Here is a 26,257-nt window from a genome sequence, read left to right as displayed (position 1 = left end):
CCCGTCGCGACGGGGGCGGGAGGGCGAGGCCGGTGCCTCCGTACGCCCCCCGCCCCTCGCTCCCCCGCCGACCCGCGGACCGGTTCCGCGGGTCGGCGGGGAAACTGGTCGCCCCGGCACGCGGAGGTCCGTATCGTCGCGCGCATGGAACTGCTCTCCGTCAATGTCGGCAGGCCCCGGCCCAACCCGTGGAAGGGCCTCAGTGCGACGGGCATCGACAAGCGGCCCGTCGACGGTCCGGTCACCGTCATCGCCCCCGGCCCCAAGGGCACCGGCGAGGTCGGTCTCGTGGGCGACCGCGTCCACGACGTGAAGCACCACGGCGGTCCGGATCAGGCCCTCTACGCCTACGCCCGCGAGGATCTCGACGGGTGGGAGGCCGAGCTGGGCAGGCCGCTGGCCAACGGCGTCTTCGGGGAGAACCTCACGACCCTCGGCCTCGACGTCAACGGCGCCCTGATCGGCGAGCGTTGGCGCATCGGGCCGGACGTGGTCCTGGAGGTGTCCTGCGCGCGGATCCCGTGCGCGACGTTCCAGGGGTGGCTGGAGCGGGAGGGGTGGATCAAGCGGTTCACCCGAGCCGCGGTGCCGGGCGCCTATCTGCGCGTGATCGCACCGGGAGACATCCGGGCTTCCGACCCCGTCGAGATCGTGCACCGGCCCGACCACGACGTGACCGTCGCCCTCGTGTTCCGCGCGACGACACTCGAACCGGACCTCCTGCCGCGGCTGCCGGCCGCTGACGCGCTGCCCGAGGAGATCAGGGAACTGGCCCGCAGGCGCACGGACTCGTAGCGGATCGGTCCGTCCGCCTGCGCGGACCGGCAGCCGGGGAACGCGGCGTGACGCGCCCGATCACGGCTCGACGGGCGCTCCCGCCACGGCTCCCAGCTCGACCAGTTGCGCCCTGCCGTTGCCCACCGACCAGTCGTCGAGGGCGTTCTCGGTGAGCGTGACGAACACGTCCTCGGGCCGCACGCCGACCTCGGTCAGATTGGCGGCGAGCCGCCGGTACAGGTCGAGCTTGAGCTCCCGGGGCCGACCCGCCACCAGGGTGATCTGGACGCAGACGACGTCCCGGCGGGCCACGTCGAGGTAGTTCGGGTCGAAGACCAGCTCCTCGGGGTCGTGCGGGGTGATGATCTGGAAGCGGTCATCGGCCGGGATGCCGACGGCGTCGACGAGGGCCCGGTGCACGGCGTCGGCGATCGCGCGTCGGACGGCGGGCGGCCGGTCGGTGGACAGGTCGATGCGGACCAGAGGCATGGGGACGCTCGCTTTCCGGGAGGACCCGACTACAGTGTTCGATGAACATCGACCACACCAGTGTACGGCGACTGACGAACACTCAGCAGAGGACCGGCCCATGTCCGCCCGCACCCGCGGCCTCACCCACACCCATCCGGCCGAGGTGTCGCTCCAGGAGGCGCTCGACGCGGTCGGCGACCCCGTACGACGCGCCATCCTCAGGGAGTTGGCCGGCGCCCCCGACTGGACCCGCGCCTGCGGCACGTTCGACCTTCCGGTGTCCAAGGCGACCCGCAGCCACCACTTCACCGTGCTGCGCGCCGCCGGCCTCGTCGAGCAGCGCGACGAGGGAGCACGCCGGCTCAACCGGCTCCGCCGCCCCGAGTTCGACCGGCGCTTCCCCGGTCTCCTCGACCTGGTGCTGGCCGATTCCGCGACGGACCGCGGCGGTTCCGCGCAGTAGCCCGAGGGACCGCCGATGCCGCACGAGAAGTCGGCCGGGCCGACTTCTCGTGCACGCCCTGCTCCCAGCCGTCACTTCAGGGGGTTGCCGGGCTCGTCCAGCCAGGCCGTCTGTCCGGCCGGGGTCACCGTGAGCCCGTACCGCTCGTACCCGGGGCGTCCGGCGGACTCCCACCGGCGGTAGGCGCCCTCCACCTCGTCCCAGAGCCGGCGCGGCCCGGACTGCCGGACCTCGAACCGGGATTGCCCGGGCACGGAGTCCACGGTCGCCCAGGAGGTGACGGCCGTGTCGAACAGCCACCACGTCCAGCCCTCGCCGAAGCCGTTGCGCCGGTAGTACACATCCGGCAGGGCGAGGGCACAGGCGAACTGAGCCAACCAGTCGTCCCCGATCGCCTCGGGGTCGAGCTCCGTCCAGGACCGTCCGGAGTCGCCCGGCCACTCCCCCGGCAGGTAGTCGTCCACCGGGGCGCCCTCGTAGCGCTGCTGTCGCAGCATCATGAACGCCGACGAGCGGGTGAACCGGCCGGTCCCCGTCCCCTCGCCGTCCACCGTGAGGCGGACCACCGCCCCACCGCCCAGCAGCGGCGAGACGGGGCTGACGATCACCCCGCCCGGCCGGGTCTGAGCCGGCCAGGCGGGCGGGATGTGCCGCACCGACACGGTGGAGACGATCCGGTCGTACGGAGCGCGCACGCCCCACCCGAGCGATCCGTCCCCGCACACGACCTCGGGCGTGTAGCCGGCACCGCGAAGTGCGGTGCGCGCCCGGGCGGCGACCCGGGCGTCCACCTCGACGGTGGACACCGTCCCGGCGCCCAGGCGGTGCGCCAGCAGTGCCGCGTTGTATCCGGTACCCGTGCCGATTTCCAGCACCCGGTGACCGGGTTCCGCGCCCAGGTCGGACAACATCTCGACGACCACCGTGGGCATCGACACCGACGACGTGGGCGTGCTGCGGGTCCCGTCGTCGGCTCCGTCGTCCCACTGCGTGGTGATCGGCAGATCGCTGTAGGCGAGCCGCAGCCACCGTTCGGGCTCCTCGGAGCGGGTGCACTCGGCGGCGCCGCCTCCCTCGTCCGCCCAGATGGTTTCCGGGAGGAACGCGTGGCGCGGGACGGCCGCCACGGACGGGGCCCAGTCCGGCGACAGGGACCCCTTCTCGGTCAGCGCGGCCACCAGCGCGGCCCGGCGCTCGTCGGGGCTCACTTCTTGTGCTTCGGGTCCGGGGCGGGCTTCTGGCTGTCCGACGACGGCTTCGGGCCGATCGACGATCCGCCGGGCTTGGCGTGCCCGGGGCTCCTGCCGTCGTTCGGGCCGCCCTTGTTCTCGTCACCCATGGTCAAGGACCTCTCTTGGTTCGGTACTTCGGTGGAGCAGGAAGTCGGCTGGGCCGACTTCCTGTGCGGGGCTTCAGGAGGTGGGTCAGCGGTCGCAGTTCCGGCCGGGGGCGGCGGCGAGGTCCGGGCGGTGGGGCATCCGCAGGACGGCGACCGCGCCGAGGCCGACGACGGCGATGGCGAGGAGCAGGAGGAGGGGAAGTGCGAGGCCGATCAGGAGTCGCACGGGGCCTCGGCCTTCTCGCGGCCGTAGTGGCGGAGGATCGCGAGGAGGTTGAGCACGGTGCTGGCCGGGGCGGCGCCGAAGCGGACCAGGACGCGGCCGTCGACCACCCGGTCCGTGGCCAGGGCGGGCCAGAGGAGGCCGAACTTGCGGCCGCGCTCGTGGAGTTCGGCGAGGAGGGAGGCCACCTCCGGCTCGGTGTACGTGCGCATGACCGGATCGGCCGGCCCGGTCGGGCGGCGGTGGTCGGCGGTCACGCGGCCGAGTCCAGCTCGAACCAGCAGGACTTCCCGGACTTCCGGGGCTCCGTGCCGAAGCGGTCGGTGAGGGAGCGGACGAGGCGCAGGCCCCGGCCGGAGACCGCGAGGAGGTCGGAACCGTCGCGCTGGATCGGGAGGATGGGGCTCCCGTCGCTGACGGAGACCCGAAGGACGTGGTCGATCAGCGCGATGACGACGATCGGCGCCGCACTGCCGCCGTGACGCCAGGCATTGACGAAGAGTTCGAGTAGCGCGACCTCGGCATCGGCGACCAGGTCGGGCTTCCACCCGGCGCGCGCCGTGGCCTCGCGCAACTCCTCGCGCGCAGCCGACCAGTCAGGGGGAAATTCGAGGGGAGACACGAAGGAACCTCCGCGGGGGTGAAGTGGATCATTCCTCGCCAAGCCCCGACGGGGAAACGGCAAGGCCACAGATCGATTCCTACTCAGCGCAGGCGATCCGCTACGCTCAGCATGCAGCCCATGTGGCAGGTGGCGCAAGCCACTCGCTTGATGTCGCAAATTTGCAAATCGAACCTGAATTCGGCCTCGCTGGCTGCCAGTTGTCGGTAGCGCCACCGCCCAGCGCACAGGCAGACTGGTCAATTGAAAGTTCTGGAGGGGACAACACATGGTGGTGTCAACCGTTCGCCGGCGTCGGCTCGGCGGCGTGCTGCGAAAGCTCCGCGAAGAGCGGAGACTCACCGCGGAGGTGGTGGCAGAGGCGACTGGGATGAGCCAGGCCAAGCTCACCCGGATCGAGACAGCCCATACGGCAGCCAAGGTCGATGACGTCAACAAGCTCCTCGACTTCTACGGCTGCGAGGACGACGAGTACCGCGCCGGGCTGATCGCCATCACGAAGGAGGGAAGCAAGCGCGGCTGGTGGCTGAGCTACCGCGATGTCATAAACTCCACCGCCACCGACCTGATCCTCCTTGAGGCCGACGCCACCACCTACAAGACGTACGAACCGTCCTTGATCCCGGGCCTCTTCCAGACCCCCGAATACGCGCGCATCGTCATCGACCGGCTACGCATCCGGTCCGGCGGATCCGTTGAGGACCTGGTCCAGGTACGAATGGCGCGGCAGTCCATCCTGACGCGGCCGAACCCCGTGCAGGTGTGGGCCGTCATCCATGAGGCCGCCCTCTGCTCCAACGCCAACCGCCCGGAAATCATGGCCCCGCAGTTGGACAGGATCCTGACGCTCAGCAGCCTGTCCAACATCAACATCCAGGTCATGCCGATCGGTGCCGCGATCCACCCGGGAATGAACGGAGCGTTCGCGCTCATGGGCTTTCCGCAGCGGAAGGACCTCGATGTCGTCCTGGCCGAAGGGATGCTGAGCAGCCTGTGGGTCGAGGATCCGACTGACGTGGAGCTTTACCGGGCGAAGTTCCAGGAGATCACCGCAGAAGCCATGTCCGTCGATGCTTCGCTCGCCTTTATCACCGCACAGAGAGACAGGATCAAGTGACCCAGCCGACCTTCAAGAAGTCCAGCTACAGCGCCGGGGACGACAACTGTGTCGAGGTTGCCATCCCGGGCGGACCCGTCTCGCACATCCGCGACTCGAAGGACCCTTCCGGGCCGACCCTGGCCTTCGACCGGGCGGCCCACTCCGCCTTCATCGCTGCCGTCGCCGCCGGGGAGTTCGACTTCGATCTCCTCTGAGCGCTCCCCCGTGCACAGCGGTGCCTCGCCCTGCCCGGGGCGAGGCACCGCTTCCCGCTTCCTTTCCGTCCTCTATATGAGGCCGCGCCGCATCGCGTAGCCCACCGCATGCGCGCGGTTGCGCAGGCCGAGGCGGGTGATGATCTCGTGCAGAACGTTCTTCACCGTGCGCTCGGAATACGAGGTCTTCGCGGCTATCTCGCTGGTGTCGAAGCCCTCCGCCACCAGCTTCAGCATCTCCGCCTCCCGTGCCGTTAACGTCGAGAGGGTCAGGCCCCGCCCGTCCAGCATGGTGCGCTGCAACATCCCGATCCGGTCGAGCAGTTCGCCCAACAGGTCCCCGGGCATCACGCCCTCTCCGTTGGCCAACGCCGTGATCAGGTGCACCAGCCGGTCCTGGGTGGCCTCCGAGCGGCGCAGCACCGCGGCGACCCCGTACTCCACGATGGTCTGCAGACCGCCGGCCTCGAAGTGGCCGACCACCAGGCCGATCCGGCCCGTGGTGGCGAGCCGCAGCCGGCGCAGGTGCTCGGTCACCGTGTCGGTCAGCGCGTCGACCACCAGCAGGGAGACCTCGGCCCGGCCGGCCTCGCTCTCGTTCAGCAGCTCCACCTCGGGCCGCTGGCGCAGCGTCTGGACCACGCCGGTCTGCAGGATGAGGTCCTCCGCGAAGACCGCCACCCGCACCTGGGCCGGCCTGCCGCGCAGTTGCTCGGGGATGCGGGGTGCGGCGGCGGTGCCGGAGCGTGGCGCGACCCCGGTCCGGCGTGTGGTGACGGCTTCCTCCCGGGTTGTATCGGTCGACGTCATCGAACTACTCCATTCTTCACTTGCCTGCGAGGGTGACGGCCGGCTGCCCGCGGGGCGGGGGCCGGCCGGGGGAACGTGGGCGCGGGTCACGCGCGGCTGAGCCGGTCCCGGGGCGGCACCGGGCGGGGTCTCCGGTCGGTCCGTACGGGCAAGGGGTGTGCCCACAGCTTGCCCGTACGGTCCTCTTCTCCGGCGCCGGACGGCCCTACCGTCACGCTATGACCACATCCGCCGAACTCGGCCTGCCAGCACTGACGGTGGCCCCCGGTGGCGTGGCCACCGCGACTCTGACGGTACGCAACGACCTCGACATCGTTGAGGCCTACACGTTCGAGGTGGTCGGCGACTGCGCCGCCTGGACGACGGTCGAGCCCGCCCGGGTGTCGCTCTACCCCGGGACCTCCGAGACGGTGACGGTCCGGCTGGCCCCGCCGCGGTCCTCCGCCAGCCGGGCCGGCGAGTTCCCGCTCGGCGTCCGGGTGCTGCCGGTCGAGCGCCCCGACCTGGTGAGGGTGCCGGAGACCACGGTCACCGTGACGCCGTTCCACGAGTTGCAGGCCGCGCTCGCCCCGCGCCGTCGCCGGGGCTGGCTGCGCGGGCGCTACCGGGCCTCGGTGCGCAACCAGGGCAACGCCCCCACCACGGTGGCCTTCACGCCCGGACAGGCCGGCGAGGACCTGCGGTTCGCGGTCACGCCGGAGAAGCTGCGCCTGGAGCCCGGTGAGTCCGGGGAGGTGCGGGTCCAGGCGCGCACCCGCAAGCTGATCTGGTTCGGCAAGCCGGCGACCTGGCCGTTCGAGGTGACGGTGGGCCCGGAGGAGCGGCCGGAGAGCAAGGACGGCAAGGACGGCAGGACCGGGAGCAGCGTCCCGGAGGCCGCCGCTCCCGCGCCCCAGAAGCCCGTCCTGGACGGCGAGTTCGTCCAGCTGCCGATCTTCCCCACCTGGCTGCTCGCCCTGCTGGCCGCGCTGATCGCGCTGCTGCTGGCCTGGTTCGCGCTGGTCCGCCCGGCGGTGCGCAGCTCCGCCAAGCAGGCCGCCGAACAGGCCGTCGTCGCCCAGCAGAGCGCCACCCCGGCCGTGCCCGCGGGCGCTCCGGCCGGTGACGCGCCGGGCGCCCCCGCCAACGGGGCGACTCCCGGCGGTCAGGCCAAGCCGGGCGCCGGGAAGCCCGCCACCGGCCCGGGCGGCCAGGGCGGCCCCGGCGCGGGCCCGGCGGTGCCGGGGACGGGGCAGCAGTTCTCCGAGACGATCGACGTGCAGACCGCGAACGGTGCTGCCGGGACGGGCAGTTACCCGGTGCCGCACGGAAAGGTGCTCGACATCACCGACATCGTGGTGGCCAACTTCCAGGGCGACCAGGGCGTGGTGACCATCACGGCGGGCAACAAGACGATCACCACGATCGCCCTGGAGACCTTCCGCAACCAGGACTACCACTGGGTGACCCCCATCCAGGTCCCCGAGGACCAGACCGTGACGGCGAACGTGACGTGCGAGGCGCCGGGCACCCCGGCGTCGGGCAAGCAGGCGGCCACGTGCCACGAACTCCTCAACGTCAGCGGGACACTGAGCGACATCCGGCGGGCGAACTGAACACTTCCGACCCGTTCGTCTCCGAATTCCCCCACGTCCCGCGCGCCCCCTCACATCTCGTGACCATGTCAATACTCGACGGACACTGTTGCATCGTGCACCCGTGCGAACAAAACCGACCCGCCCGCGACACGCCGTGATCTGCCCCCCGGGGCAATCGCCCTGGCCCTCCAGGGCAACGGGTCCGCCCCCGCGGACGGTTCGGGCTGCCCCGGGAAAGCCGAACGCCGGCCCCGCCCTCGAAAAGGGCGGGGCCGGCGTTCGGCGTGATCGCGGTCGGAGACCGCCGGATCAGAACCAGTGCAGGCAGTGCGGGGCGCGCTCGGCGCGGAACAGGGCGTCGGCGAGGACGGCCGCGCCCGGGCGGTGGGCGCGAATGTGCCCGGCCCGGACGAGCGCGCTCGGGGCGGTGCCGCCGAGGTAGACCGAGCCCAGGTCCCGCACGTCCAGGGAGAGGTCGGGTTCCCGGTCCGTCGGGACGCACGCGGCCTTCCCGTCGCGGACGGCCAGCAGGTACCGCTGGCGCTCGCCGAGGAACGGGTCGTCGACGTCGAGGACCAGCTCGCCGTCCGTGAACCAGCCGCGCGAGGTCAGCGCGCGCGGGACGTCCAGCAGCCGCACCCAGAGCCAGTCGGTCTCCCCGCCCGGCTCGCCGGCCCGGAAGTCCGCGAACTGCCAGCGCAGCGGGTGGTCCGGCGGGCAGTGCCGGAACACGACCCGGGCGACCAGGTCGTGGCCGAGCAGGAACCGGGCCAGGTCGGTGTAGGCGGCGTCGTCGACGGCGACGGTCTCGTCCACCGTCAGGGCGTCACCGTCCTTCGAGTAGCTCGCGTACCCGTCCGGGGTGCCGTCGGCGTCCCGGTGGACGGCGACGTAGCGCGGCGTCGAGGCGACCGGGACCTGCCCCGCGCCCAGCTCCCACCAGCGGCGCGGCCGGGACAGCGCGCCGGGCTGGGCCCGCCGGTAGCGGTCGTAGACCTGCTCCAGGATCTCCCCGCACGCGGCCCGGGGCAGCACTTCGACCGAACCGCCCGCCGGTGCGGCGGCCGCCCGGGGCGCGGCGAAGGCGGCCTGGTGGCGCTGCACCGTCAGCCGCTGGGTGTACGTCGCCGGACCGTAGCCGAACCGGCCGTAGATCCCGGCCTCGGAGGCCAGCAGCACGGCCAGGAACTCCCCGCGGGCCCGCAGGTCGGCGAGCTGGCGCCGCATCATCGCGGTGAGCACGCCCTGGCGGCGGTGGGTGGGCAGGACGCCGACGGCCGTCACCCCGGGGGCCGGGACGACGACCTGCCCGGGCAGGGTGAGCTCGAAGCTGTACGCGCCGGCGGTGCCGACGGGCCGTCCGTCCGCCGTCACGGCCAGCAGGTTGCGGTCCATCTCGGTCGCCGCCCACCAGACCCCGCCGCCGTCCGCGTTCGGGCTCTCCGGGAAGATCCCCAGCGCGGCGTGGAAGGTGTCGACGAAGGCGCCGAGGTCCTGGTCGGTCGTGGAACGGATCTCCATGTGGTGCTGCTGCCTCCCCGGGATGCGGCCACCACCCCGTGTGGCGCCCCCCCGAAGTCCAGCGTCGCCGCGCGGGCCGGTCAAGCGAATTACCGCCGCGGCCCCGGCGCCCGGGCCGCGGCCAGGGACCGCGCGAGGGCCGCCCGCGCCAGGCGCTCGGCCCTCGGAAGCAGCGCCGGGGCCGCCACGGCCACGGCGATCGAGGCGGCGACGCCCGCCCAGGCGACCGGGCCGAGCGGGGTGCAGCCGAAGAAGCGGCTGAGGCCCGGGGTCTGCACGACGGACGCGAGGACGGCGGCGGAGCCCAGGACGGTGGCGAGGACCAGCGGGCTGTGCCGGCGCCCGGTCAGGGTCTGGGCCAGCTGGGCGCCGACCACACCGCACAGCGCCATGGTGCTGGTGCGCCGCGCCGAGCCCGGGGTCGCGGTGCCGATGGCCCAGGCGGTCGTCGCGCCGAGCGCGGTCACCACGCCGCGGTGGCGGATCTGGCGGGCGAGCGGGGCGTCCAGCGCCGCGGTGCCCGCACCCGGCCCGCCCGGCTCCGCCGGCGGCTCGTCCCGGGGCGTGACGGCCACGGCCATCGCCGGGAACATGTCGGTCAGCAGGTTGACGAGCAGGATCTGCCGGGTGGACATCGGTGCGCGGCCCGAGAGCAGGGTGCCGAACAGGGAGAAGCCGATCTCGCCCGCGTTGCCGCCGATCAGGATGGTGATCGCGTCCGCCACGCTGCGCCACAGCGCCCGGCCCTCGTCGACGGCGGCGGTCAGGACGGTCAGCTCCTCGTCGGTGATCACCAGGTCGGCGGCGTTGCGGGCCGCCGCCGAGCCGCGGGCGGCGATGCCCACCCCGACGTCGGCGGCGCGGATGGCGGCGGCGTCGTTGGCCCCGTCGCCCACCATCGCCACCACCCGTCCCGCCTCCCGCAGCGCCTCGACGACCAGCACCTTCTGCTCCGGTGCGACCCGGGCGACCACGTCGCAGTCGCGCAGTGCCCGGGCCCGGCCGCCGCGGTCGAGGCCGGCCAGGTCGTCGCCGGTGGCCAGCTCGACGTCCTCGGGCCAGCCCAGCGCGACCGCCACCGCGCGGGCGGTGGCCGGGTGGTCGCCGGTGAGCATGACCGGCCGCACCCCCGCCTCGCGCAGGCCCGCGACGAGTGCGGCGGACCCGGCGCGCGGGGTGTCGGCGAGGGCGACGAAGCCGGCCGGCTCCAGCTCGCCGAGCGGACGGTCGAGCGCCTCGTCGTCGTCCTCGGCGCCGGTCAGCGGCCGGGTGGCGACGGCGAGCACCCGCAGCCCGTCCGCCGCCAGGGCGGCCACCACGTCGTTCTCCGCCTCGCCCGCCCCGGCGCAGGCCGGCAGGACGCTTTCCGGCGCGCCCTTCACCACCAGCACCCGGCGGCCGTCCTCCTCGGTGCCGGTCGCGGCGGCGTAGCCCCGGCTCGCCTCGAACGGCAGCACCTTGCCGGGCGTCCAGCGCAGGTCGGCGGGGGCGGCGGCGAGGACCGCCTCGTCGGTGGAGTGGGCGTGCACCGCCGAGTCGTCCTCGGCGGGCGGACAGGCGCGGGCCGCGGTCCGCAGGACGGGCACCGCGGCCGGGTCGTCGGCCGGCCGCCTCGTCCCGTCGGCGGTGGCGACGCGGGCCACCCGCAGCCGGTTCTCCGTCAGGGTGCCGGTCTTGTCGAAGCAGACGGTGTCCATCCGGCCGAGCGCCTCCAGCGCGCGCGGGGCGCGGACCAGGACGCCCTGCCGGCTGAGCCGTCGGGCGGCGGCCAGCTGGGCGACGGTGGCCACCAGCGGCAGCCCCTCCGGTACGGCGGCGACGGCGACGGCCAGTCCGCCGCGGACGGCCTCGCGCACCGGGCGCCCGCGCAGGACGGCCAGCGCGGCCACCCCGGCCCCGCCGGCCAGGGTGAACGGCAGGCTGCGGCCGGTGAGTTCGCGCAGCCTCGCCTGGACGCCCCCGGCGGGCGGGGTGCGCGCGGCGAGGTGCGCGGCCCGCCCGGCCTCGGTGTGTTCGCCGGTGCCGACGACCACGGCCCGGGCGTGCCCGGCGACGACGGTCGTGCCCTCGAAGACCATGCACCGGCGGCCGGCGACGGCCGCGGCGTCGGGGGTGGCGTCCGACTGCTTCGCGGTGGGCAGGGACTCGCCGGTCAGCGAGGACTCGTCGACCTCCAGGTCCTCGACGTCGAGCAGCCGGGCGTCGGCGGGCACCACGTCCCCGGTGTTCAGCTCGATCACCTGGCCGGGCGCCAGGTCCTCGGACCCGATCGTGCGGGTCCGCTCCCCCTCGACCACGTCGACCGTCCGGTGCTGCGTCATCTCCAGTGCGGCCAGGGCGCGTTCGGCCCTCACCCGCTGCGCGGTGCCGATCAGCGCGTTCATCGCCAGGGCACCGACGACCAGCAGCGCATCCACCGGCGAGCCCAGCAGTGCGGAGGCCGCCGCGCCGACCAGCAGCACCGGGGTCAGCGGGTCGTCGAGTTCGGAGCGCAGCGCGCCGGCCGCCCGGGCCGCCTCGCGCACGGGGGCCAGGACCGGAGCCCGCCGGGCCCGCCGGGCGAGGTCCGACCACGCCTGTTCGGCGCCCGGGCGGCGCGCCGAGCGCCGGACGGCGGTGAGCCGGGCCAGCGCCGCCTTCGGGGCGAGCGCGTGCCACGGGACGCGCGGCGGCGGGTGCGGGGGCCGGCGGGCGCCGACCCGCAGGGCCGCCCGCCAGCCCGAGACGAGGGCGGCCGCGGTCGCGAGGTTGACGGGCGAGAGCCGGATGCCGACCGGGAGGGTGCCGCCGGGCCGCCTGCCCCGGGTGACGACCAGGAGCCCGGACAGCACGGCACCCGCCTCGGCCAGCGTCCTGGCGTGCCGGGCCACCGTACGGGCGGCGGGGATCGCGGCCAGCAGCCGCCAGGCCGGCTCCAGTCCGCCCGTCAGCAGGAGGTCGGCGCCCCACACCACCGCACCGCCCCGGTCGGCGACCGCCACCGCGAGGTCGCCGCGCAGCAGTCCGGCCAGTAGCTCCCTGGCGCCGTCCGTCAACTCCCTTCCCTCGGTGGAGGGGACGCGGGCGAGGGTGAGCACCACCCGGCCGTCGCGCTGGAGTTGTCGCACCGTATCGGCCAACGGCCTTCCTGGATCGATCAGTTGGTCGGCCAGCGAGCCGAATTCGCCGAGCGATCCGTCGTCGACCACCAGGACGCGCAGTCCGGCCCGCCGGGCGGCGTCGAGCGCGGCCTCGGCGAGCGGGGCGATCGCCCGGCCGACCAGGACGGTGCCGACGGCCCGCCCCTGGTCGGCCGCGACCATCAGGCCGGTCCCGGCATCCGCGTCCTGCGCCAACTGGTCGGCAACCGGGGAGAGTTCGAGTGGAGCTTCGGCTCCGGCCGACTGGTCCAGCGCCGCGGTGGCGGCCTGCCACAGCCGGTCGTGGTCCCAGTCGGACACGTTCGGGTCGACCGCCAGGACGGTCCTCTCCTCGCCGCGCAGCGCGTCGGGGTGCAGGACCACGGTGTCGACGAGTTCGAGCCGGCGCAGCCGGTCGAGGTTGCGGACCAGTACGCCCTCGCGGGCGAGCGCGGTGCCCAGCGCGGTGGTGAAGGCCGTCGGGCCGTAGCGCGCGGCCTTGGGGTTCCCGGCCACCAGGCCCTCGGCGGCCTCCGCCATGCTGCGGGTGAACAGCAGGGCGCCGGCCGCGCCGAGCAGGGTACCGCCCACCGCCTTGTCCGCGTACTCCTCGTTCGGCAGCGGGCGCAGCGCCGGTCGGGCGGTGGCGTGGCGTCCCGACACGCTCAGTCGGCCGGGCGCGCAGAGCGTGTCGTGCGCGGTGTCGAAGGCGGCGGCCTCGGCGAGCGTCTCCAGCAGGCGTCCCGTCCGCAGCACCGCGTCGAGGGCCACGGCGGCGGGCGCCCGTCCGACGCCGTTCGCGGCCGCGCCGGCCGCCGCCAGCACCAGCTCCGAGCCGGTCTCACCGAGTCGGCGGCGCACCAGCGCGCGGACCTGCGGGTCCTCGCGGACCAGGGCGGTCGCCGCGATGGCCAGCCGGGGCGCGGCCGGCAGCCGGACCGCCCGGGTGCCGACCGCCGCCGCCAGGCCCACCGCGTCGCAGCCCAGGGCGATCGCCTGAACCCGCACACTGCCGGCACGGCCCGGGTGCGAGGACTCCAGCACCGCGTCGCCGTCCGGTTCCAGGCGCTGGCCGGCGGCGAGTTCGCCGGCGCGGTCCGCGACCCGCTCGGCCACCGCGTCCTGGGTCAGTTGCACCACCAGCCGGGCCAGCCCGCCGTCCCAGTAGGCGGCGACCACGTCCGGCCGCTTCGCCAGCCCCAGGGCCACCCGCCGGGCCGCGCCCTCCACGTCCCGCACCCGGGCCGTCGCCGGGCGCAGCGGGAGCTGGATCCGGCTGCCCGCCTGCCAGTAGCCCCGGCCCGCCGCGGCGGCGTTCTCGGCCACCCGGACCACCCGCCGGGCCGTGGCGGTCGCGGAGAGCGCGGTGCGGGCGCCGGTGCGGACCCCGGCCTCGGCCGTCGCCGCCGTCAGCCGGACGGCGGAGCGGGCGGTCGGCAGCGCGGCGCGGGCGGCCGCCACCGGCGCGGCCAGGGCCAGTCCGAGGCCGGCCGCCGACATGCGGGTCGCGAAGCGCAGGACCATCGCTCGGCTCCGGGGGCGGGTCAGGCGCCCGGCACCCGGCCCGCGCCGGGTACCGCGTGCGCCTTCTCGGGCGACGCGGGTGCGGGCGGGTTCTCGGGCGGCGGGTTCTCGGACGACGCGGGTGCGGGCGGGTTCTCGGGCGGCGGGTTCTCGGGCGGCGCGGGTGCGGGCGGGTTCATGGTCGTTCCCGATCGGTCTCGTCGGCGGCGCGGACCGGCGTGCCGACTGCCGACCCGTCCCTGCTACCCGGGCGTCTGCCCGGCTGCACGAGGTCAAACGGCGTGCCGGGAACATGCTCGACCCGACCCCGGCCCGGCCCCGGCACGGCCTGTTTGGCCTGCCCGCCGACGGCAACCCGCAGCGGTATGGCGTACCTCGGAGAACCCGTACCGACCGTTCCGCAGCCCTGGCCATCCGGCCCCTGCGACCGGTCCGGGCCCTGGCTGACCACCGCGCCCGGCCCTTCCGACCGGAGCCGCGCGGTGCTGTTCGGCCGCGACGGCACCCTCCTGCAGGACGTCTCCTGCAACGGCGACCCCGCCATGGTCCACCCGACGGCGGGCATCCGCGCCGCCCTCGCGGCCCTGCGCGCGGCCGGCTTCGCGCTCGGCGTGCTGAGCAACCAGCCGGCCGTGGCGCGGGGGATGCTCGGCCGCGGCCAGGTCGACGCCATCCAGGCCCGGGCCGAACTGCTGCTGGGACCGGTGGACGTGTGGGCGGTCTGCCCGCACGGCTCGCACGACGGCTGCGCCTGCCGCATGCCCGACCCCGGCCTCGTGACGGCCGCCTGCCGGGCCCTCGGCCTGCCGCCCGCGCGGGTCACCGTGATCGGCTGCGCCGACTCCGTGATCGCCGCCGCGCTGGCCGCCGGCGCGCACGCGATCCGGGTCCGCGAGGCCGGCCGGCCGCCGCATCCGGCGTGCCCGCCCTGCACCCTGACCGCCTGCCCGTCCGCCGAGGACCCGGCCGAGGCCGCCGCCCTGCTGCTGCGGCGCTGACCGGCGACGGGACGGCCGGGAACGTGGCTGCCGATGACGGGGCCGGCCGCCGCCCGGCCGGTGTGAGCGGCCGCACGGCGGAAAGACGCCTCACCGGGCCCGGTCCGCCGGCCCGGACACGAACGGAGGACAGCATGAACGGCGAACGGCACGAACGACCACTGCACGACATGGGGGGCGCGATCGGCCCGGCGGACACCGCCGGGACGGAGCGGGACGAGGAGAGGACCGAGGGCCCGGGGCGCCGGCCGTCGCCGATCGGCAAGGGCGGGACGCCCAACGTCGCGGGGAGTGACGTGCAGCAGCCGGAGATCGCCGAAGGCCCGGTACCCGGCGTCCAGCCCGACGAGGAGTACGGCGGCCCGCGGCGCTCCCCCACGGGCACCGCGGAGCCCCCGGACGGACCCGCCCAGAGCACCGCGGCCGCCGGAGCCTCGGAGTCCGGGGAAGCGGTGGAACCGCTGGAGGAGCCGGAGGAGCCCGAGCGGGGCCGGCACGACCCCGGCGCCGAACCGGAGGACGAGGGCATCCCCGACCTCCAGGACGGCTCCCCCGCCCGGACGTGGTCGCAGGACCCGCAGGTCCAACCCGTCCCCGGTGACGCGCCGGTGGCCGCCGAGTCCTTCGGCACCACCGGGGCCGAGCAGGCCGAGGGCGAGTCGCTCGACGCCCGGCTCGCCCAGGAGGAACCCGAGACCGACGAACGGACGGCCGTGGCCGGCGAGCCCGAACAGGCCGCCGGACGCCTCGACCCGCCCGACCCGCACAGCGATCTGCGGGCCGACGCACCCGGCGACACCGCGGGCCTGTCGGCCGAGGAGGAGGCCGTACGGATCCGCTCCGACGGCGGAGCCGAACCCGGGTCCACCGGGGCGGGCCCGTACCGACGGCCCGACGAGGAACCGGGCATCGAGGCACCGGAGTCCGTCGAGGGTGCCGCCGGCGACGAGGACGCCGAGGGCGACCGCCCGCCGCGGACCTGACCGCCGGCCTCCTCGGGCAGCGGCCGGGAACCGGCGGCCACCGGGCCCGGCCGCTGCCCCGGCGTGACCCGCGCGGAAACGGGCAGACGCGGTCCGTCAACGAGCCCCGAGGGGGAAGGAGTCCGCCGTGGTCGATCCGGCGAAGACGAAGACGCTACGGTCCGCACGGGAAGGCGAGCCGGGGGAGGTCGAGCCGGGAGTCGTCGCCACCGACGTCCCCGCCCGGCTGGACCGGCTGCCCTGGTCGCACTGGCACTGGCGGATCGTCATCGGCCTGGGCACGGTGTGGATCCTCGACGGCCTGGAAGTGACGATCGTCGGCAACATGGCCGGCCGGCTGGCCCAGCAGGGCAGCGGCATCGCCATCAGCACCGCCGAGGTCACCACCGTGGCCGCCGCGCTCTACGTGGCGGGCGCCTGCGCCGGTGCCCTCTTCTTCGGGCGGCTGACCGACCGGCTGGGACGCAAGAAGCTCTTCATGCTCACCCTGGCCGTCTACCTCGCCGCCACCGCCGTCACCGCGTTCTCCTGGACCGCCTGGTTCTTCTTCCTCTGCCGCTTCCTCACCGGGTTCGGCATCGGAGGCGAGTACGCGGCGATCAACTCCGCCATCGACGAACTGATCCCCGCCCGGGTGCGCGGCCGGATCGACCTGATCATCAACGGCAGCTTCTGGATCGGCGCGGCCCTCGGCGCCTTCGCGTCGATCGCCCTGCTGAACACCTCCTTCCTCGCCACCGACGTCGGCTGGCGGCTGGCCTTCGGCATCGGCGTCGTCCTCGGCCTGGTGATCCTGCTGGTCCGCCGGCACGTCCCGGAGAGCCCGCGCTGGCTGTTCACCCACGGGCGGGCCCAGGAGGCCGAGGAGATCGTGGCGCAGGCCGAGCGGACGGTGGAACGGCAGACCGGCCGGAAGCTGCCGCCCCTCGACGAGGAACCCGTCCTCATCCGCCAACGCGCCCCCCTGGGCTTCCTCACCATCGCCCGTACCGTGGTCAGCCGCTACCCCCGGCGCACCGTGCTCGGGCTCGCGCTGTTCATCGGCCAGGCCTTCCTCTACAACGCGGTGACCTTCGGTTACGCCACCGTCCTCACCACCTTCTTCGCCGTCCCCGAGGGCGACACCGGCTACTACTTCGCCGTGATCGCCGTCGGCAACTTCCTCGGCCCCCTCCTCCTCGGCCACTTCTTCGACAGCGTCGGCCGCAAACCGATGATCGCCGGGAGCTACATCGGCTCCGGCGTGCTGCTGTTCGGCACCGCCTACCTCTTCCAGCGGGGCTCGCTCTCCGCCGACACCATGACCGCCTGCTGGACGATCGTGCTGTTCCTCGCCTCGGCCGGCGCGAGCGCGGCGTACCTGACCGTGAGCGAGATCTTCCCGCTGGAGACCCGCGCCCTGTGCATCGCCTTCTTCTACGCGGTCGGCACCGCCGTCGGCGGGATCAGCGGCCCACTGCTCTTCAACGGCCTGGTCAGCAGCGGCAAGGCCGCCGACACCACCCTCGCCTTCTGCATCGGCGCCGCACTGATGACGGCCGCTGGCCTCGTCGAAGCCGCCATCGGCGTCAAGGCCGAACGCCGCAGCCTGGAATCCCTCGCCACCCCGCTCAGCGCCGTCCGCGACGACGCCCGGCAGTGAGGAGGTCCGAGCGGTTCCCGGGCAGGTCCGACCCGACGCCTGGCTGACCCCCTCCGCCCCGCTCCGCTGCGGCAGCGGGGCGCTGGCCGGGGCGGTCGAGCCCCGGCCCGCCGGTGGGGCGGCGGGCCGGGCCGTCGGTGCGGGATCAGGGCAGCGGGGCGCCGCGGGCGCTGATCCACAGTTCGTACCACTCCTCGTGGGTGAGCCCGGGTTCGCGCAGCACGGCGTCACGGCAGGCCGCGATACGTGCGGGCCGGGTGGTCCCGATGACCGGTGCGATGCCGGCCGGGTGGCGCTGGAGCCACCAGAGGACGATCGTCTCCGGCGTCGTGCCCTTGCTCTCGGCGAGGGCACGGACGAGATCGCCGGTCGGCGTCGGGCTGCCGCCGGTGAAGCGGCCCCGGGCCAGGGCGCCCCAGGCCTGGAGGCCGATCCCGTTGGCGGCGCAGTACTCGACCGTTCCGTGCGGGAAGCCGTTCCCGGCGGCGGCCGCGGTGTTGACCAGGACGCCGTCCTCGACCCAGGCACGGTGGCCCAGGCTCATCTCCAGCTGGTTGACGACCAGGGGGACGTCGAGCTGCTCCCGGAGCCGGGCGATCTGCGCGGCGCTCATGTTCGACACGCCGAAGCGCCGCACCAGACCCTGCCGGTGCAGGGAGCCGAGGGCCCCGGCGATCTCCTCGGGACGGGCCAGCGGATCGGGCCGGTGGAGCAGCAGCACGTCGAGCGTGTCGGTGCGCAGCCGGGCGAGGCTCTCCTCCACCCGCCGTACGATGGTCGGCCCCCGGAGGTCGTACAGCCCGGGCCGCTCCCCGTCGGGGAGCCGGATGCCGCACTTGCTCTGCAGGGTGATGCGCGCCCGCAGTCCGGGGGACGCGGACAGCAGCTCGCCGAAGACCGCTTCGGACTTGCCGCGCCGGTAGATGTCGGCGTGGTCGAACGCGGTGATCCCGGCGTCCAGCGCGGCTCCCACCGCGGCCTCGGCGTGGCCGACGTCCGCCGCGGTGTACGCGCTGTCGTCCCAGCTGCCGCCCAGTCCCATGCATCCGTACAGTGCCCGGCCGGTGTCGGCGGCCGGCCCCGTCATGCCGCCTCCCGGGCGAGGTCCGCCAGCATCTCCGCGACGGCGAGCACCGGCAGTTGGGTGTTGGCCGCCGGAACGGTCGGCAGGATGGAGGCGTCGACGACCCGCAGGTTCGACACGCCCCGGACCCGGCCCTCGCCGTCGACCACCGCGCGGGGGTCGTCGGGGGCGCCCATGGCGCAGGTCCCCACGGGATGCCAGTAGGTGCCGAGGCGGGCGCGGAGCTCCCGATCGGACAGGTCACGGGGCCGGGGCCCCCGGGCGGGACCGGCGAGCGGCGCCAGCGCCGCCGTCGCGGCCATCCGTTCGACGAGCTCCAGGCCCGAGCGGAGGACGGCGAGGTCGCGGCCGCCCTCGTCGGAGAGGAAGCCCGGGTCGATCTCCGGCGCCGCCGTGTGGTCGGCGGAGACCAGCCGTACGGTGCCCCGGGAGGCCGGCTTCATCACGAAGGCGGAGATGCCCGCCTCGTACTGGCCCCGCGGGAGTCCGCCGAACAGCGGTGGCCCGGCCACGGGCAGGAGGTGGAGGTCCCAGGACCCCTCCGGGCAGAGTCCGCTGGCCGCTCTGACCAGCATCCTGCTGACGTACAGGTCACCGGTGGCCTCCTTCTCGGCGAGCGCCGCGTTCAGCTCGTCCGTGGGGGCCAGCGGCACGAACACGCCGGGCTGGTCGACGAGGTTCGACCCGACCCCGGGCAGGTCGACCTCGGGGCGGACGCCGACTTCCCGGAGGTGGGCCGCGGGGCCGATTCCGCTGCGCATCAGCACGGCGGGCGAGCCGAAGCTGCCGCAGGCCAGCAGGTAGCCGTCGGCGTGCAGCGTCTCGCGCCGACCGTCGACCTCGATCGACACCCCCCGGACGCGTCCGTCGCGCACGTCCAGCCGGTCCACCGCGGCGTCCGCGAGGACGGTGAGGTTGGGTCGGGAGCGCGCGGCTTCCAGATAGGCGAAGGCCGCGTTGTGGCGGACGCCGTCGAAGGCGTTGAGCAACGGGGTGCCGTAGCCGGGCCCGCCGGGGGTGCCCATGTCCACCTCCCGGAAGCCGATCTCGGCGGCGGCCGCGAGGGCGGACCGGCTCCACCACGAGAACTCGTGCTCCGGTGCGCGGCGCAGGCCCATCCGTTCCACCGCCGCGAGACGGTACGGCTCCATCGCCGGAGCCGTCCAGCGCGGGCCTCCGAGCCGGGCCCACTCCGCGTGGTCGGCCTCGGACCCCCAGGTGTTCCAGCAGCCGTTGATGCACGACGAGCCGCCGAGCAGGCGGGCACGGATGCGGTGGGCCGGCGCGTGGCGCTCCCACACCTCCTCGCGCGGCAGCGCGCGGGCGTTCAGCACCCCCTTCGGCCACCCCGACCGCTCGCGGCCGAAGTCCGGTCCGGCCTCCACCACGCACACGGTGCGGTCCGGGTCCTCGCTCAACCGGGCCGCCAGCACACAGCCGGCCACACCGCCGCCGAGGACGAGCACGTCGTAGCCCGCCGACCGGCCCGTCACGCGCCTCCTCCCGCCGCCGGCGCGTCCGGTTCGGCGACGCGGGCGAGGAGTTCCTCCCGGCCGATGGAGTCGGTGCCGGTCGCCGGCACGGTGCAGGCGAACGCCCCGGCGACCGCGCCGTAACGGGCGCACCGGGCGACCGGTTCCCCGGCCAGCCAGCCGAACAGGAAGCCCGACGCGAAGGCGTCGCCGGCGCCGTTGGAGTCGACCACCGGGGCGGGCGGCGGGACGACGGGGACGTGGGTGATCTCCCCGTCGGACAGCAGGTACGCGCCTTCGGCGCCGGCCGTGGCGACGACCACCCGGGCGCGGCCCCGTTCGACGATCCGCCGCATGGTCCGCTCCGGGTCGGCGAGGGCGGTGGTGGAGAGGAAGACGATGTCGGCCCCGTACGCGAACGGCTCGTGGTAGGCGTTGGCGCCGTCCCAGTTGTGCAGGTCGGTGGAGACGGTCACGCCGGCCTCACGGAGCTGCGGCAGCGCGAACGCGCAGGGGTAGGTGATCGACACGTGGGCGTGACGGCTCACCGAGGCCAGTGCCCGGACGGTCTCCTCGGGCAGCCGGTCCGCCTCGTCCGAGCGGGTGTCGTCGTAGAGCGACAGGCGTCGCCCGTCGGGGCCGACCAGGTTGACGGCGCGCTTGGTGCCGCCGGGCAGCGGGACCTCGGTCAGGGGGACGCCCCGGTCGCGGTGCAGCGCCCGGACCAGGTCGCCGGGGTGGTCGGCCCCGATCATGTCCAGGTGGTGGACGCGCAGGCCCAGCGCGCTCAGTCCGAGCGCGACGAAGTCGCCGGTCTGGCCCGCCCGCATCTCCACCCTCGGCACCATGTAGCTGTCGGCGAAGGGCAGCGGAAGCTCGGGCACGTACACGATCGTGTCGACGCCGGCGCCTCCCAGGACGAGGACGTCTGTCTCAGTGTTCATCGGTGTTCCTCTCGGGCCCGGGCCCCCGACGGCGGTGACCGGGCCCCGCTCGGCTCGGCCCACGCGGCTGACCCGTCGTCAACTGGCGGTGCTGAGGAGGGAGTCAATCAGGCGCGGCACGCCACAGCAAGACGTTGCTGAACCTTTCAGAAATCTTTTGCAGAAGCCTGCGGCACGCCGCCTTCCCGCGGTACCGCGTCGGCGGCCAACCGGTCGGGCAGGTCCCGGTAGAGCTCGGCGACGGCCCGGGGGCCCGGCCGCACGGCCAGCTCCTCCAGGGTCAGCGGGCGGCCCTGCGGATCGGCGATCGGCAGCCGCCAGTTGGGGTACTCGTCGACCGTGCCGGGCAGGTTCTGCGGACGGCGGTCCCCGACGGTGTCGGGCAGCCAGACGCCGAGCAGCTTCGCCGGGGTGAGCGCCAGGAACCGGTGCAGACCGAGCGCCTCCCGGCCCGGCACGCCCCCGGTTCGCGGCCCGAGGGCGCCGACCCGCTCCAACTCCCCCAGCCAGCCGTCCCGTTCGGCCTCCGCGGCGGCCGCGACCCGCTCCACCGGTTCGGCGAGCAGGCCGAGCTTCTCGTGCAGCTCCACGTGCTCGCCGTCGAGCCAGGCGGCGGTGCTGGGCAGGTCGTGCGTGGTCAGGGTGGCGAGGCAGTCACTGCGCCACCCCTCGGGCGGCAGCGGCCCCGAGCGCTGTTCCGATCCGCCGAGGTACTCGAAGCGGAGCACCGAGGTCCCGAGGATCCCCCGGTCGGCCAGCTCCTCCCGGACACCCTGCTCGACCGTGCCCAGGTCCTCTCCGATCACCATGCTGCCGGCCCGGTGCGCCTCCAGCGCGAGCACCCCGAGCATCGCCTCGTGGTCGTACCGGACGTAGGCGCCCTGCGAGGCAGGGGCCCCGGCGGGCACCCACCAGAGCCGGAAGAGGCCCATGATGTGGTCCAGCCGCAGCGCGCCCGACCGCCGCAGCGTCCCCCGCAGCACCTCGGCGAACGGCGCGTAGCCGGCCTCGGCCAGCGTGTCGGGCCGCCAGGGCGGCAGCCCCCAGTCCTGTCCGTGCGGGTTGAAGTCGTCGGCCGGGCAGCCCACCGTCATCCCCTCGGCGAGGTAGTGCTGGAGGCTCCAGGCGTCCGCGCCCTCGGGATCGACGCCGACCGCCAGGTCGTGCATCAGCCCGACGGCCATGCCGGCCCCGGTGGCCGCCCGCTGCGCCTCTCCGAGCTGTTCGTCGACCAGCCAGGCGACCCTGCGGTGGAACTCGACGCGGTCGGCCAGTTCCCGACGGGCCGCGGCGGTTCCGGGGCCGTCGGGATCGCGCAGCCCCACGGGCCAGGAGCGCCACCGGGTTCCGTGCACCTCGGCGAGGGCGCACCAGGTCGCGAAGTCGGTCAGCCCGCGCCCCTCGGCCTCGGCGTACTTCCGGTAGGCCGCCTGCCGGACGGGGTTGAGCGGGACCCGGTGCAGGAGCTCCAGGGCCCGGAGCTTGAGGTCGCGGACCGCGACCCGGTCGATCAGCCCACCGGCGAGCACCCGCTCGCGGAGGTCGTCGGCGCGCGCGCTCAGCTCGGCGACCACGGCCCGGCCGACCGGTGACAGGGCCGCGAACTCGGGCAACGCCTCGACCCGCAGGTTCGTCGGGTCCGGGTAGCGCCGGCTGCTGGGCCGGTACGGCGACGGGTCGGGCAGCGGCCCCGGCACGTACGCGTGCAGCGGGTTGAGCTGGATGAAGTCGGCCCCGAGACCGCCGGCCCAACGGCCCAGCTCGGCCAGGTCGCCCAGGTCGCCCATGCCCCACGAGCGTCCGGAGAGCACCGAGTACAGCTGGACCAGGAATCCCCAGCCCCGCCTGGAGGGGCCCGCCAGCCGGGTGGGTGCGACCAGCAGCGGAACGGCCTCGCTGCGGCCGGCCCGCTCGGCGTGCAGGACGTGTCGTCCGACCGGGAGTCCGGCCAGCTCCTTCCCCGGGCCGCGCACCGGGCGGACCGCGCCGTCCTCGGTCTCCACCCGGAGTTCGACGCCGGGTGCGACCCGCAGGTCGGTGCGCGGCCGACCGGAGCGGACCACCACGCTGGGGGGCAGCAGACGCTCGGCCAGGGCGTGCCGGCGCTCGGCCAGCGCCGCCCGCACCGCGCCGTCGGACGCGGCGTCGACGCCCAGGGCGGCGAGCACGGCGCGCAGCGTCTCGGGCGGGGTCTCGATCCGCCGGCCCAGGTCGGTGGTCCAGTGGGTGGCGACGCGGTGCAGTTCGGCCAGTTCGGCCAGGTGACGGTCGGACGGCATCGGTGGGACCTCCGGTCGGTCGGCGGTGGACGGGTCGTGGACGGCTCGCGCGGCGGCGGGCCGTCAGGAGCGGAGCCGCGCGGCGGCGGGCCGTGGAACGGCGGGCGGGAAGAGGCGTTCGAGCACCACCGCGACGCCGTCCTCCTCATGGCCGGGGGCCGTCTCGTCCGCACGCCGGCGCAGTTCGGCGTGGCCGTTGCCCATGGCGACGCCGTGACCGGCCCATTCGAGCATCGGGATGTCGTTCGGCATGTCCCCGAACGCGATGGTGTCGGCGGCCTCGAAGCCGAGCAGGGCGGCCGCGGCGGCCAGTCCGCTCGCCTTGCTGATCCCGGCCGGGAGCAGCTCCACCAGACCTTCGCCGGAGTGGGTGACGGTGACCTCCTGCGTGCAGACCCGGTGGGCGAGGGCGGCGAGTTCGTCGTCACCCAGCTCCTCGTGGCGGATCAGCACCTTGTCCACCGGCTGCTCCCAGAGGTCGGACGGGCGTTCGGCGAGCCGCCAGCCGTGCCGTACCCGCCCCTCGAAGCCGGGCGTGACGATGAATTCGCCGGCCAGGCCGGCGGTCACCACGGCGAGCTTCAAGGGCCCGGCCTGCTCGGCGATCCGACCGACCAGTGCCCGGACGGTGGGACCGTGCAGGGCCGCCGAGGACAGCAGCCGGTCGGCGCCGACGTCGTAGAGCTGGGCGCCCTGACCGCACACCGCCAGGCCCCGGTAGTCGAGTCGTCCCAGCAGGGTGCGGCAGCCGGCGGCCGCCCGGCCGGTCACCACCAGGTGGCGGGCACCGGCCGCTTCGACCCGCGCGAGCGCGGCCCGGGTGCGGGCGGAGACGGTGAGGTCACGCCGCAGGAGCGTGCCGTCCAGGTCGGTGGCCACGACGGCGAAGCGGGGCGGGCGGTCCCGGGTGGGCGCGGTCATCGGTCAGTCCCTTTCCAGGCCGGCACCGACGGGCGTGACCGGTCGGCGGGCGCCGGCCGGTACCTCGTCCCAGGCGCAGCGGCCGTCCCGCAGCCGCAGCAGGAAGACCAGCGGCCCCGGCACGTCCTGCGCCAGGACGGTCGCGAAGGTCCCGTCGGCCCCGGTCAGCCGGTGCTCGCCGGAGGGCAGGACGAGCAGCACGCTGTCGGCGTGCGGCAGCCGGTACTCGATCCGCGGGCCCGCGTCGGTCGGCTCGACCAGGCAGCGCCCGTCCAGCACGGCGGTCAGGTCCGGGTCGTCGAGGAGGTCGGCGAGCTCCGCGCAGCGCGTGAAGTCGGCCCTGGCGTACGCGGCACCGAACAGCCGCCTCAGCCCGTCCCGGTCCACCGACGGCACGCACCTGCGGTAGGCCGCCAGATCACCGCGGGCCAGCGCGGCCTCGGCTATCTCACGTCGGTGGGTCACCCAGTCGGTGTCGGCCAGCTCCTCGAACCAGCCGTATCCGGCGGCCCGCTCGGGCGTCAGTCCCGGAAGGACACCCGCGGCGGCCGCGGCGAACGTCGCCAGCCGCGTGGTGGCGGCCTTGCGCCAGGTGAAACGGCGGGCGAGCGCCCTGGAGTTGTCCGACAGCCGGGCGTACTCGGCCGGGTCCTCGCGGTGGATCCGGGCGGCCTGCCTGATGCGCTCCGCCAGGGCGCCGGCGAGCAGCGGGTCGTCCTCGGTGAACGAGCGCGGGACGGCGAAGCCGGTGGCGTCCGGGTGTTCGCGCGGCAGCTGGTGGCGGTAGTGGGTGGTGACCTCCTGCGCGGTGCCGACCGGCACCGCGCCGCAGGCCATCAGCTGGCCCTGGGCGATGAGGAAGGAGTCCAGTTCGAACTTGGACGGGAAGAGGCAGAAGTCCGCCGCCACCGCCTCCCGGTAGAGCACGTCCTCGCCGACCATCGCCCATTCCAGCCGGACCCGCCCGGCGTGGCGGTCGGCGACCTCCTGGAAGTACGGGTCGCCGACCGCGCTGACCACGCCGTCCCCGCCGGCCGCGACGGCGCAGCGCACGACGAAGTTGACGTCCGGGTCGTCGGCGAGGACGGCGTCGATCGCGCGGAACAGCTCGGTCTGGCCCTTGTGGTGCACGGAGAAGCGCGCCACGTGGTAGAAGGTCGGCTTCGCCGGGTCCAGGCCCAGGGCAGTGAGCACGTCCGCCCGGTCGACCCCGGCCGGGTCACGGGCCAGCCAGCCGTCGGGGACCGCGCAGCCGCCCACGAACTGCCGGGCCGCCGACCGCCGGACGATCCGCGCGACGGTCAGGTCCTGGAAGGCGCGCTCGAAGGGCGTGTCCCGGAAGGCGGAGTAGAAGTCGAGCTGGCCGGGCGTGAGGAAGTCCAACAGGTCGCAGGTGGCCGCGATCAGGGCGAAGTACCCGATGCCGTCCGCCGCCGGGCGGTCGGCCAGGTGCGTGCTCGGCAGGGCGGCGGCCATGGCTGCGGCCAGCGCACCGCGGGCGGGCGGGTCGGCGAGCGCGTCCAGGTCGACGTCCGTCCCGAACAGCTCCAGCAGTCTCTCCAGCTGGGGGCGGTGGACCTGCTGGTTGATCGGCATGTTGCTGGCCAGCGTGCTGACCACCAGGAAGCGCGGGTCCTCGCGCAGCACCGGCGGCAGCAGGTAGTGGTAGTACGGCTCGTAGGCCTGCACCACCGCGGGTTCCGCGCCCAGGTCGAGGCCGGTGCGCAGGAACCGCAGGCCGGAGACCTGGAACACCAGTGGCTTGAAGAAGGCCAGGTCCCGGCCCTCGCTCACGCGGGCGGGGTAGATGCGTTCGGGGAGCAGGTCGAGGTACTCGTCGGACAGGAAGTAGATGTCGACGCCCTCGTACCGGAGCAGGTGGGCGCGGGTGGTGAGCGGCAGTTCGAGCTCCGCGGGGTGCCCGGCCCACACGTCGCGGTCCAGGACGAGCGGCACGGTGTGACGGTCGGCGTACTCCAGTTCCGTCAGCTCGTAGTGCGCCCGCAGGTGGTCGAGGCAGCCGTGCGCCGGCGTGATCACCGAGACCCGGTGCCCCTGGTCGGCGAACTCGCGGGCGAGGTTCCACACCAGCGAGGCGAGGCCGCCGCGCATGAGTCGGACGTCGAAGCCCACGCTCTCGAAGGCGAATTTGACGATGTGCACCGTCGGGTCCT

General features: G+C 74.7%; 24 protein-coding genes. 8 read left to right on the top strand and 16 right to left on the bottom strand.

Annotation, left to right across the window (positions count from 1 at the left end):
- The first annotated feature begins 144 nt into the window (after positions 1–144).
- The gene (locus ACZ5GH_RS34230) at positions 145–795 is read left to right on the top strand and encodes an MOSC domain-containing protein (protein ID WP_464336252.1); all 651 of its coding nucleotides are present in this window, start codon (positions 145–147) and stop codon (positions 793–795) included.
- Positions 796–855: 60 nt separating this feature from the next.
- Here ACZ5GH_RS34230 and ACZ5GH_RS34225 read toward each other — a convergent pair whose 3' ends face one another.
- On the bottom strand, positions 856–1,266 hold the full coding sequence (locus ACZ5GH_RS34225; RefSeq protein WP_464336251.1) for a tautomerase family protein: 411 nt from the start codon (positions 1,264–1,266) through the stop codon (positions 856–858).
- Positions 1,267–1,366: 100 nt separating this feature from the next.
- On the opposite strand from ACZ5GH_RS34225, the gene ACZ5GH_RS34220 reads away from it, so the two are divergent.
- Positions 1,367–1,711 (top strand): ArsR/SmtB family transcription factor, encoded by a 345-nt coding sequence (locus ACZ5GH_RS34220; protein WP_464336250.1) that lies wholly within the window; start codon positions 1,367–1,369, stop codon positions 1,709–1,711.
- Between the two features lie 71 nt (positions 1,712–1,782).
- Here ACZ5GH_RS34220 and ACZ5GH_RS34215 read toward each other — a convergent pair whose 3' ends face one another.
- The 5 genes from ACZ5GH_RS34215 to ACZ5GH_RS34195 form a co-directional block, all read right to left on the bottom strand.
- Positions 1,783–2,919 (bottom strand): methyltransferase domain-containing protein, encoded by a 1,137-nt coding sequence (locus tag ACZ5GH_RS34215; protein WP_464336249.1) that lies wholly within the window; start codon positions 2,917–2,919, stop codon positions 1,783–1,785.
- Positions 2,916–3,050 carry a hypothetical protein gene (locus tag ACZ5GH_RS34210; protein ID WP_387757286.1) on the bottom strand — a complete coding sequence of 45 codons (135 nt, stop codon included), beginning with the start codon at positions 3,048–3,050 and terminating at the stop codon, positions 2,916–2,918. Before ACZ5GH_RS34210 ends, ACZ5GH_RS34215 begins: the two co-directional genes overlap by 4 nt.
- Before the next feature lie 85 nt (positions 3,051–3,135).
- Positions 3,136–3,276 carry a hypothetical protein gene (locus ACZ5GH_RS34205; protein WP_464336248.1) on the bottom strand — a complete coding sequence of 47 codons (141 nt, stop codon included), beginning with the start codon at positions 3,274–3,276 and terminating at the stop codon, positions 3,136–3,138.
- Positions 3,264–3,530, bottom strand: coding sequence for a hypothetical protein (locus ACZ5GH_RS34200; RefSeq protein ID WP_464336247.1), 267 nt, complete (start codon positions 3,528–3,530; stop codon positions 3,264–3,266). The genes ACZ5GH_RS34205 and ACZ5GH_RS34200 overlap by 13 nt, the downstream gene beginning before the upstream one ends.
- Complete coding sequence (locus tag ACZ5GH_RS34195) at positions 3,527–3,895, bottom strand: ATP-binding protein (protein WP_464336246.1); 369 nt, start codon at positions 3,893–3,895, stop codon at positions 3,527–3,529. Before ACZ5GH_RS34195 ends, ACZ5GH_RS34200 begins: the two co-directional genes overlap by 4 nt.
- 268 nt (positions 3,896–4,163) lie before the next feature.
- Here ACZ5GH_RS34195 and ACZ5GH_RS34190 point away from each other — a divergent pair, with 268 nt between their 5' ends.
- Together ACZ5GH_RS34190 and ACZ5GH_RS34185 are read left to right on the top strand one after the other, a co-directional pair.
- Positions 4,164–5,012 (top strand): helix-turn-helix domain-containing protein, encoded by an 849-nt coding sequence (locus ACZ5GH_RS34190; RefSeq protein WP_464336245.1) that lies wholly within the window; start codon positions 4,164–4,166, stop codon positions 5,010–5,012.
- The gene (locus ACZ5GH_RS34185; protein ID WP_464336244.1) at positions 5,009–5,209 is read left to right on the top strand and encodes a DUF397 domain-containing protein; all 201 of its coding nucleotides are present in this window, start codon (positions 5,009–5,011) and stop codon (positions 5,207–5,209) included. Before ACZ5GH_RS34190 ends, ACZ5GH_RS34185 begins: the two co-directional genes overlap by 4 nt.
- A 72-nt stretch (positions 5,210–5,281) precedes the next feature.
- Here the strand turns inward: ACZ5GH_RS34185 and ACZ5GH_RS34180 are convergent, their stop codons facing one another.
- Positions 5,282–6,019, bottom strand: coding sequence for a helix-turn-helix transcriptional regulator (locus ACZ5GH_RS34180; protein WP_387757276.1), 738 nt, complete (start codon positions 6,017–6,019; stop codon positions 5,282–5,284).
- Between the two features lie 218 nt (positions 6,020–6,237).
- Between ACZ5GH_RS34180 and ACZ5GH_RS34175 the strand changes: the two genes are divergently transcribed.
- Complete coding sequence (locus ACZ5GH_RS34175; RefSeq protein WP_464336243.1) at positions 6,238–7,614, top strand: COG1470 family protein; 1,377 nt, start codon at positions 6,238–6,240, stop codon at positions 7,612–7,614.
- A gap of 291 nt (positions 7,615–7,905) precedes the next feature.
- Here the strand turns inward: ACZ5GH_RS34175 and ACZ5GH_RS34170 are convergent, their stop codons facing one another.
- The 3 genes from ACZ5GH_RS34170 to ACZ5GH_RS34160 form a co-directional block, all read right to left on the bottom strand.
- Complete coding sequence (locus tag ACZ5GH_RS34170) at positions 7,906–9,117, bottom strand: GNAT family N-acetyltransferase (protein WP_464336242.1); 1,212 nt, start codon at positions 9,115–9,117, stop codon at positions 7,906–7,908.
- An 89-nt stretch (positions 9,118–9,206) separates the two neighbouring features.
- Positions 9,207–13,760: an HAD-IC family P-type ATPase gene (locus ACZ5GH_RS34165; RefSeq protein WP_464336241.1), complete on the bottom strand. Its 4,554-nt coding sequence runs from the start codon at positions 13,758–13,760 to the stop codon at positions 9,207–9,209.
- Between the two features lie 20 nt (positions 13,761–13,780).
- Positions 13,781–13,939 carry a hypothetical protein gene (locus ACZ5GH_RS34160; protein WP_464336240.1) on the bottom strand — a complete coding sequence of 53 codons (159 nt, stop codon included), beginning with the start codon at positions 13,937–13,939 and terminating at the stop codon, positions 13,781–13,783.
- A 303-nt stretch (positions 13,940–14,242) separates the two neighbouring features.
- On the opposite strand from ACZ5GH_RS34160, the gene ACZ5GH_RS34155 reads away from it, so the two are divergent.
- From ACZ5GH_RS34155 to ACZ5GH_RS34145, 3 genes are all read left to right on the top strand, one after another.
- Positions 14,243–14,758 (top strand): HAD-IIIA family hydrolase, encoded by a 516-nt coding sequence (locus ACZ5GH_RS34155; RefSeq protein WP_464336239.1) that lies wholly within the window; start codon positions 14,243–14,245, stop codon positions 14,756–14,758.
- A 134-nt stretch (positions 14,759–14,892) separates the two neighbouring features.
- Positions 14,893–15,741: a hypothetical protein gene (locus ACZ5GH_RS34150; protein WP_464336238.1), complete on the top strand. Its 849-nt coding sequence runs from the start codon at positions 14,893–14,895 to the stop codon at positions 15,739–15,741.
- 226 nt (positions 15,742–15,967) lie between these two features.
- Entirely contained in the window at positions 15,968–17,383 is a 1,416-nt protein-coding gene (locus tag ACZ5GH_RS34145; RefSeq protein ID WP_387757455.1) for an MFS transporter, read from the top strand.
- A gap of 145 nt (positions 17,384–17,528) precedes the next feature.
- Here the strand turns inward: ACZ5GH_RS34145 and ACZ5GH_RS34140 are convergent, their stop codons facing one another.
- The 6 genes from ACZ5GH_RS34140 to ACZ5GH_RS34115 all read right to left on the bottom strand — a co-directional run bounded on the left by ACZ5GH_RS34140 (position 17,529) and on the right by ACZ5GH_RS34115 (position 26,246).
- Complete coding sequence (locus ACZ5GH_RS34140) at positions 17,529–18,470, bottom strand: aldo/keto reductase (RefSeq protein WP_464336237.1); 942 nt, start codon at positions 18,468–18,470, stop codon at positions 17,529–17,531.
- Positions 18,467–19,960 carry a GMC family oxidoreductase gene (locus tag ACZ5GH_RS34135; RefSeq protein ID WP_464336236.1) on the bottom strand — a complete coding sequence of 498 codons (1,494 nt, stop codon included), beginning with the start codon at positions 19,958–19,960 and terminating at the stop codon, positions 18,467–18,469. The genes ACZ5GH_RS34140 and ACZ5GH_RS34135 overlap by 4 nt, the downstream gene beginning before the upstream one ends.
- Positions 19,957–20,883: an adenosine kinase gene (locus tag ACZ5GH_RS34130; protein ID WP_387757262.1), complete on the bottom strand. Its 927-nt coding sequence runs from the start codon at positions 20,881–20,883 to the stop codon at positions 19,957–19,959. The genes ACZ5GH_RS34135 and ACZ5GH_RS34130 overlap by 4 nt, the downstream gene beginning before the upstream one ends.
- 146 nt (positions 20,884–21,029) lie before the next feature.
- Positions 21,030–23,162 (bottom strand): 4-alpha-glucanotransferase, encoded by a 2,133-nt coding sequence (malQ, locus tag ACZ5GH_RS34125; RefSeq protein ID WP_464336235.1) that lies wholly within the window; start codon positions 23,160–23,162, stop codon positions 21,030–21,032.
- Between the two features lie 63 nt (positions 23,163–23,225).
- Complete coding sequence (locus tag ACZ5GH_RS34120) at positions 23,226–24,083, bottom strand: HAD family hydrolase (protein ID WP_387757260.1); 858 nt, start codon at positions 24,081–24,083, stop codon at positions 23,226–23,228.
- Between the two features lie 3 nt (positions 24,084–24,086).
- A complete protein-coding gene (locus ACZ5GH_RS34115) occupies positions 24,087–26,246 on the bottom strand; it encodes a glycogen/starch synthase (RefSeq protein ID WP_387757259.1) in 2,160 nt (719 codons plus the stop codon).
- Between the last annotated feature and the right edge of the window lie 11 nt (positions 26,247–26,257).

It is taken from the genome of Kitasatospora sp. Xyl93 (assembly GCF_055383135.1).
This window is presented reverse-complemented; position numbering and strand designations above follow the sequence as displayed.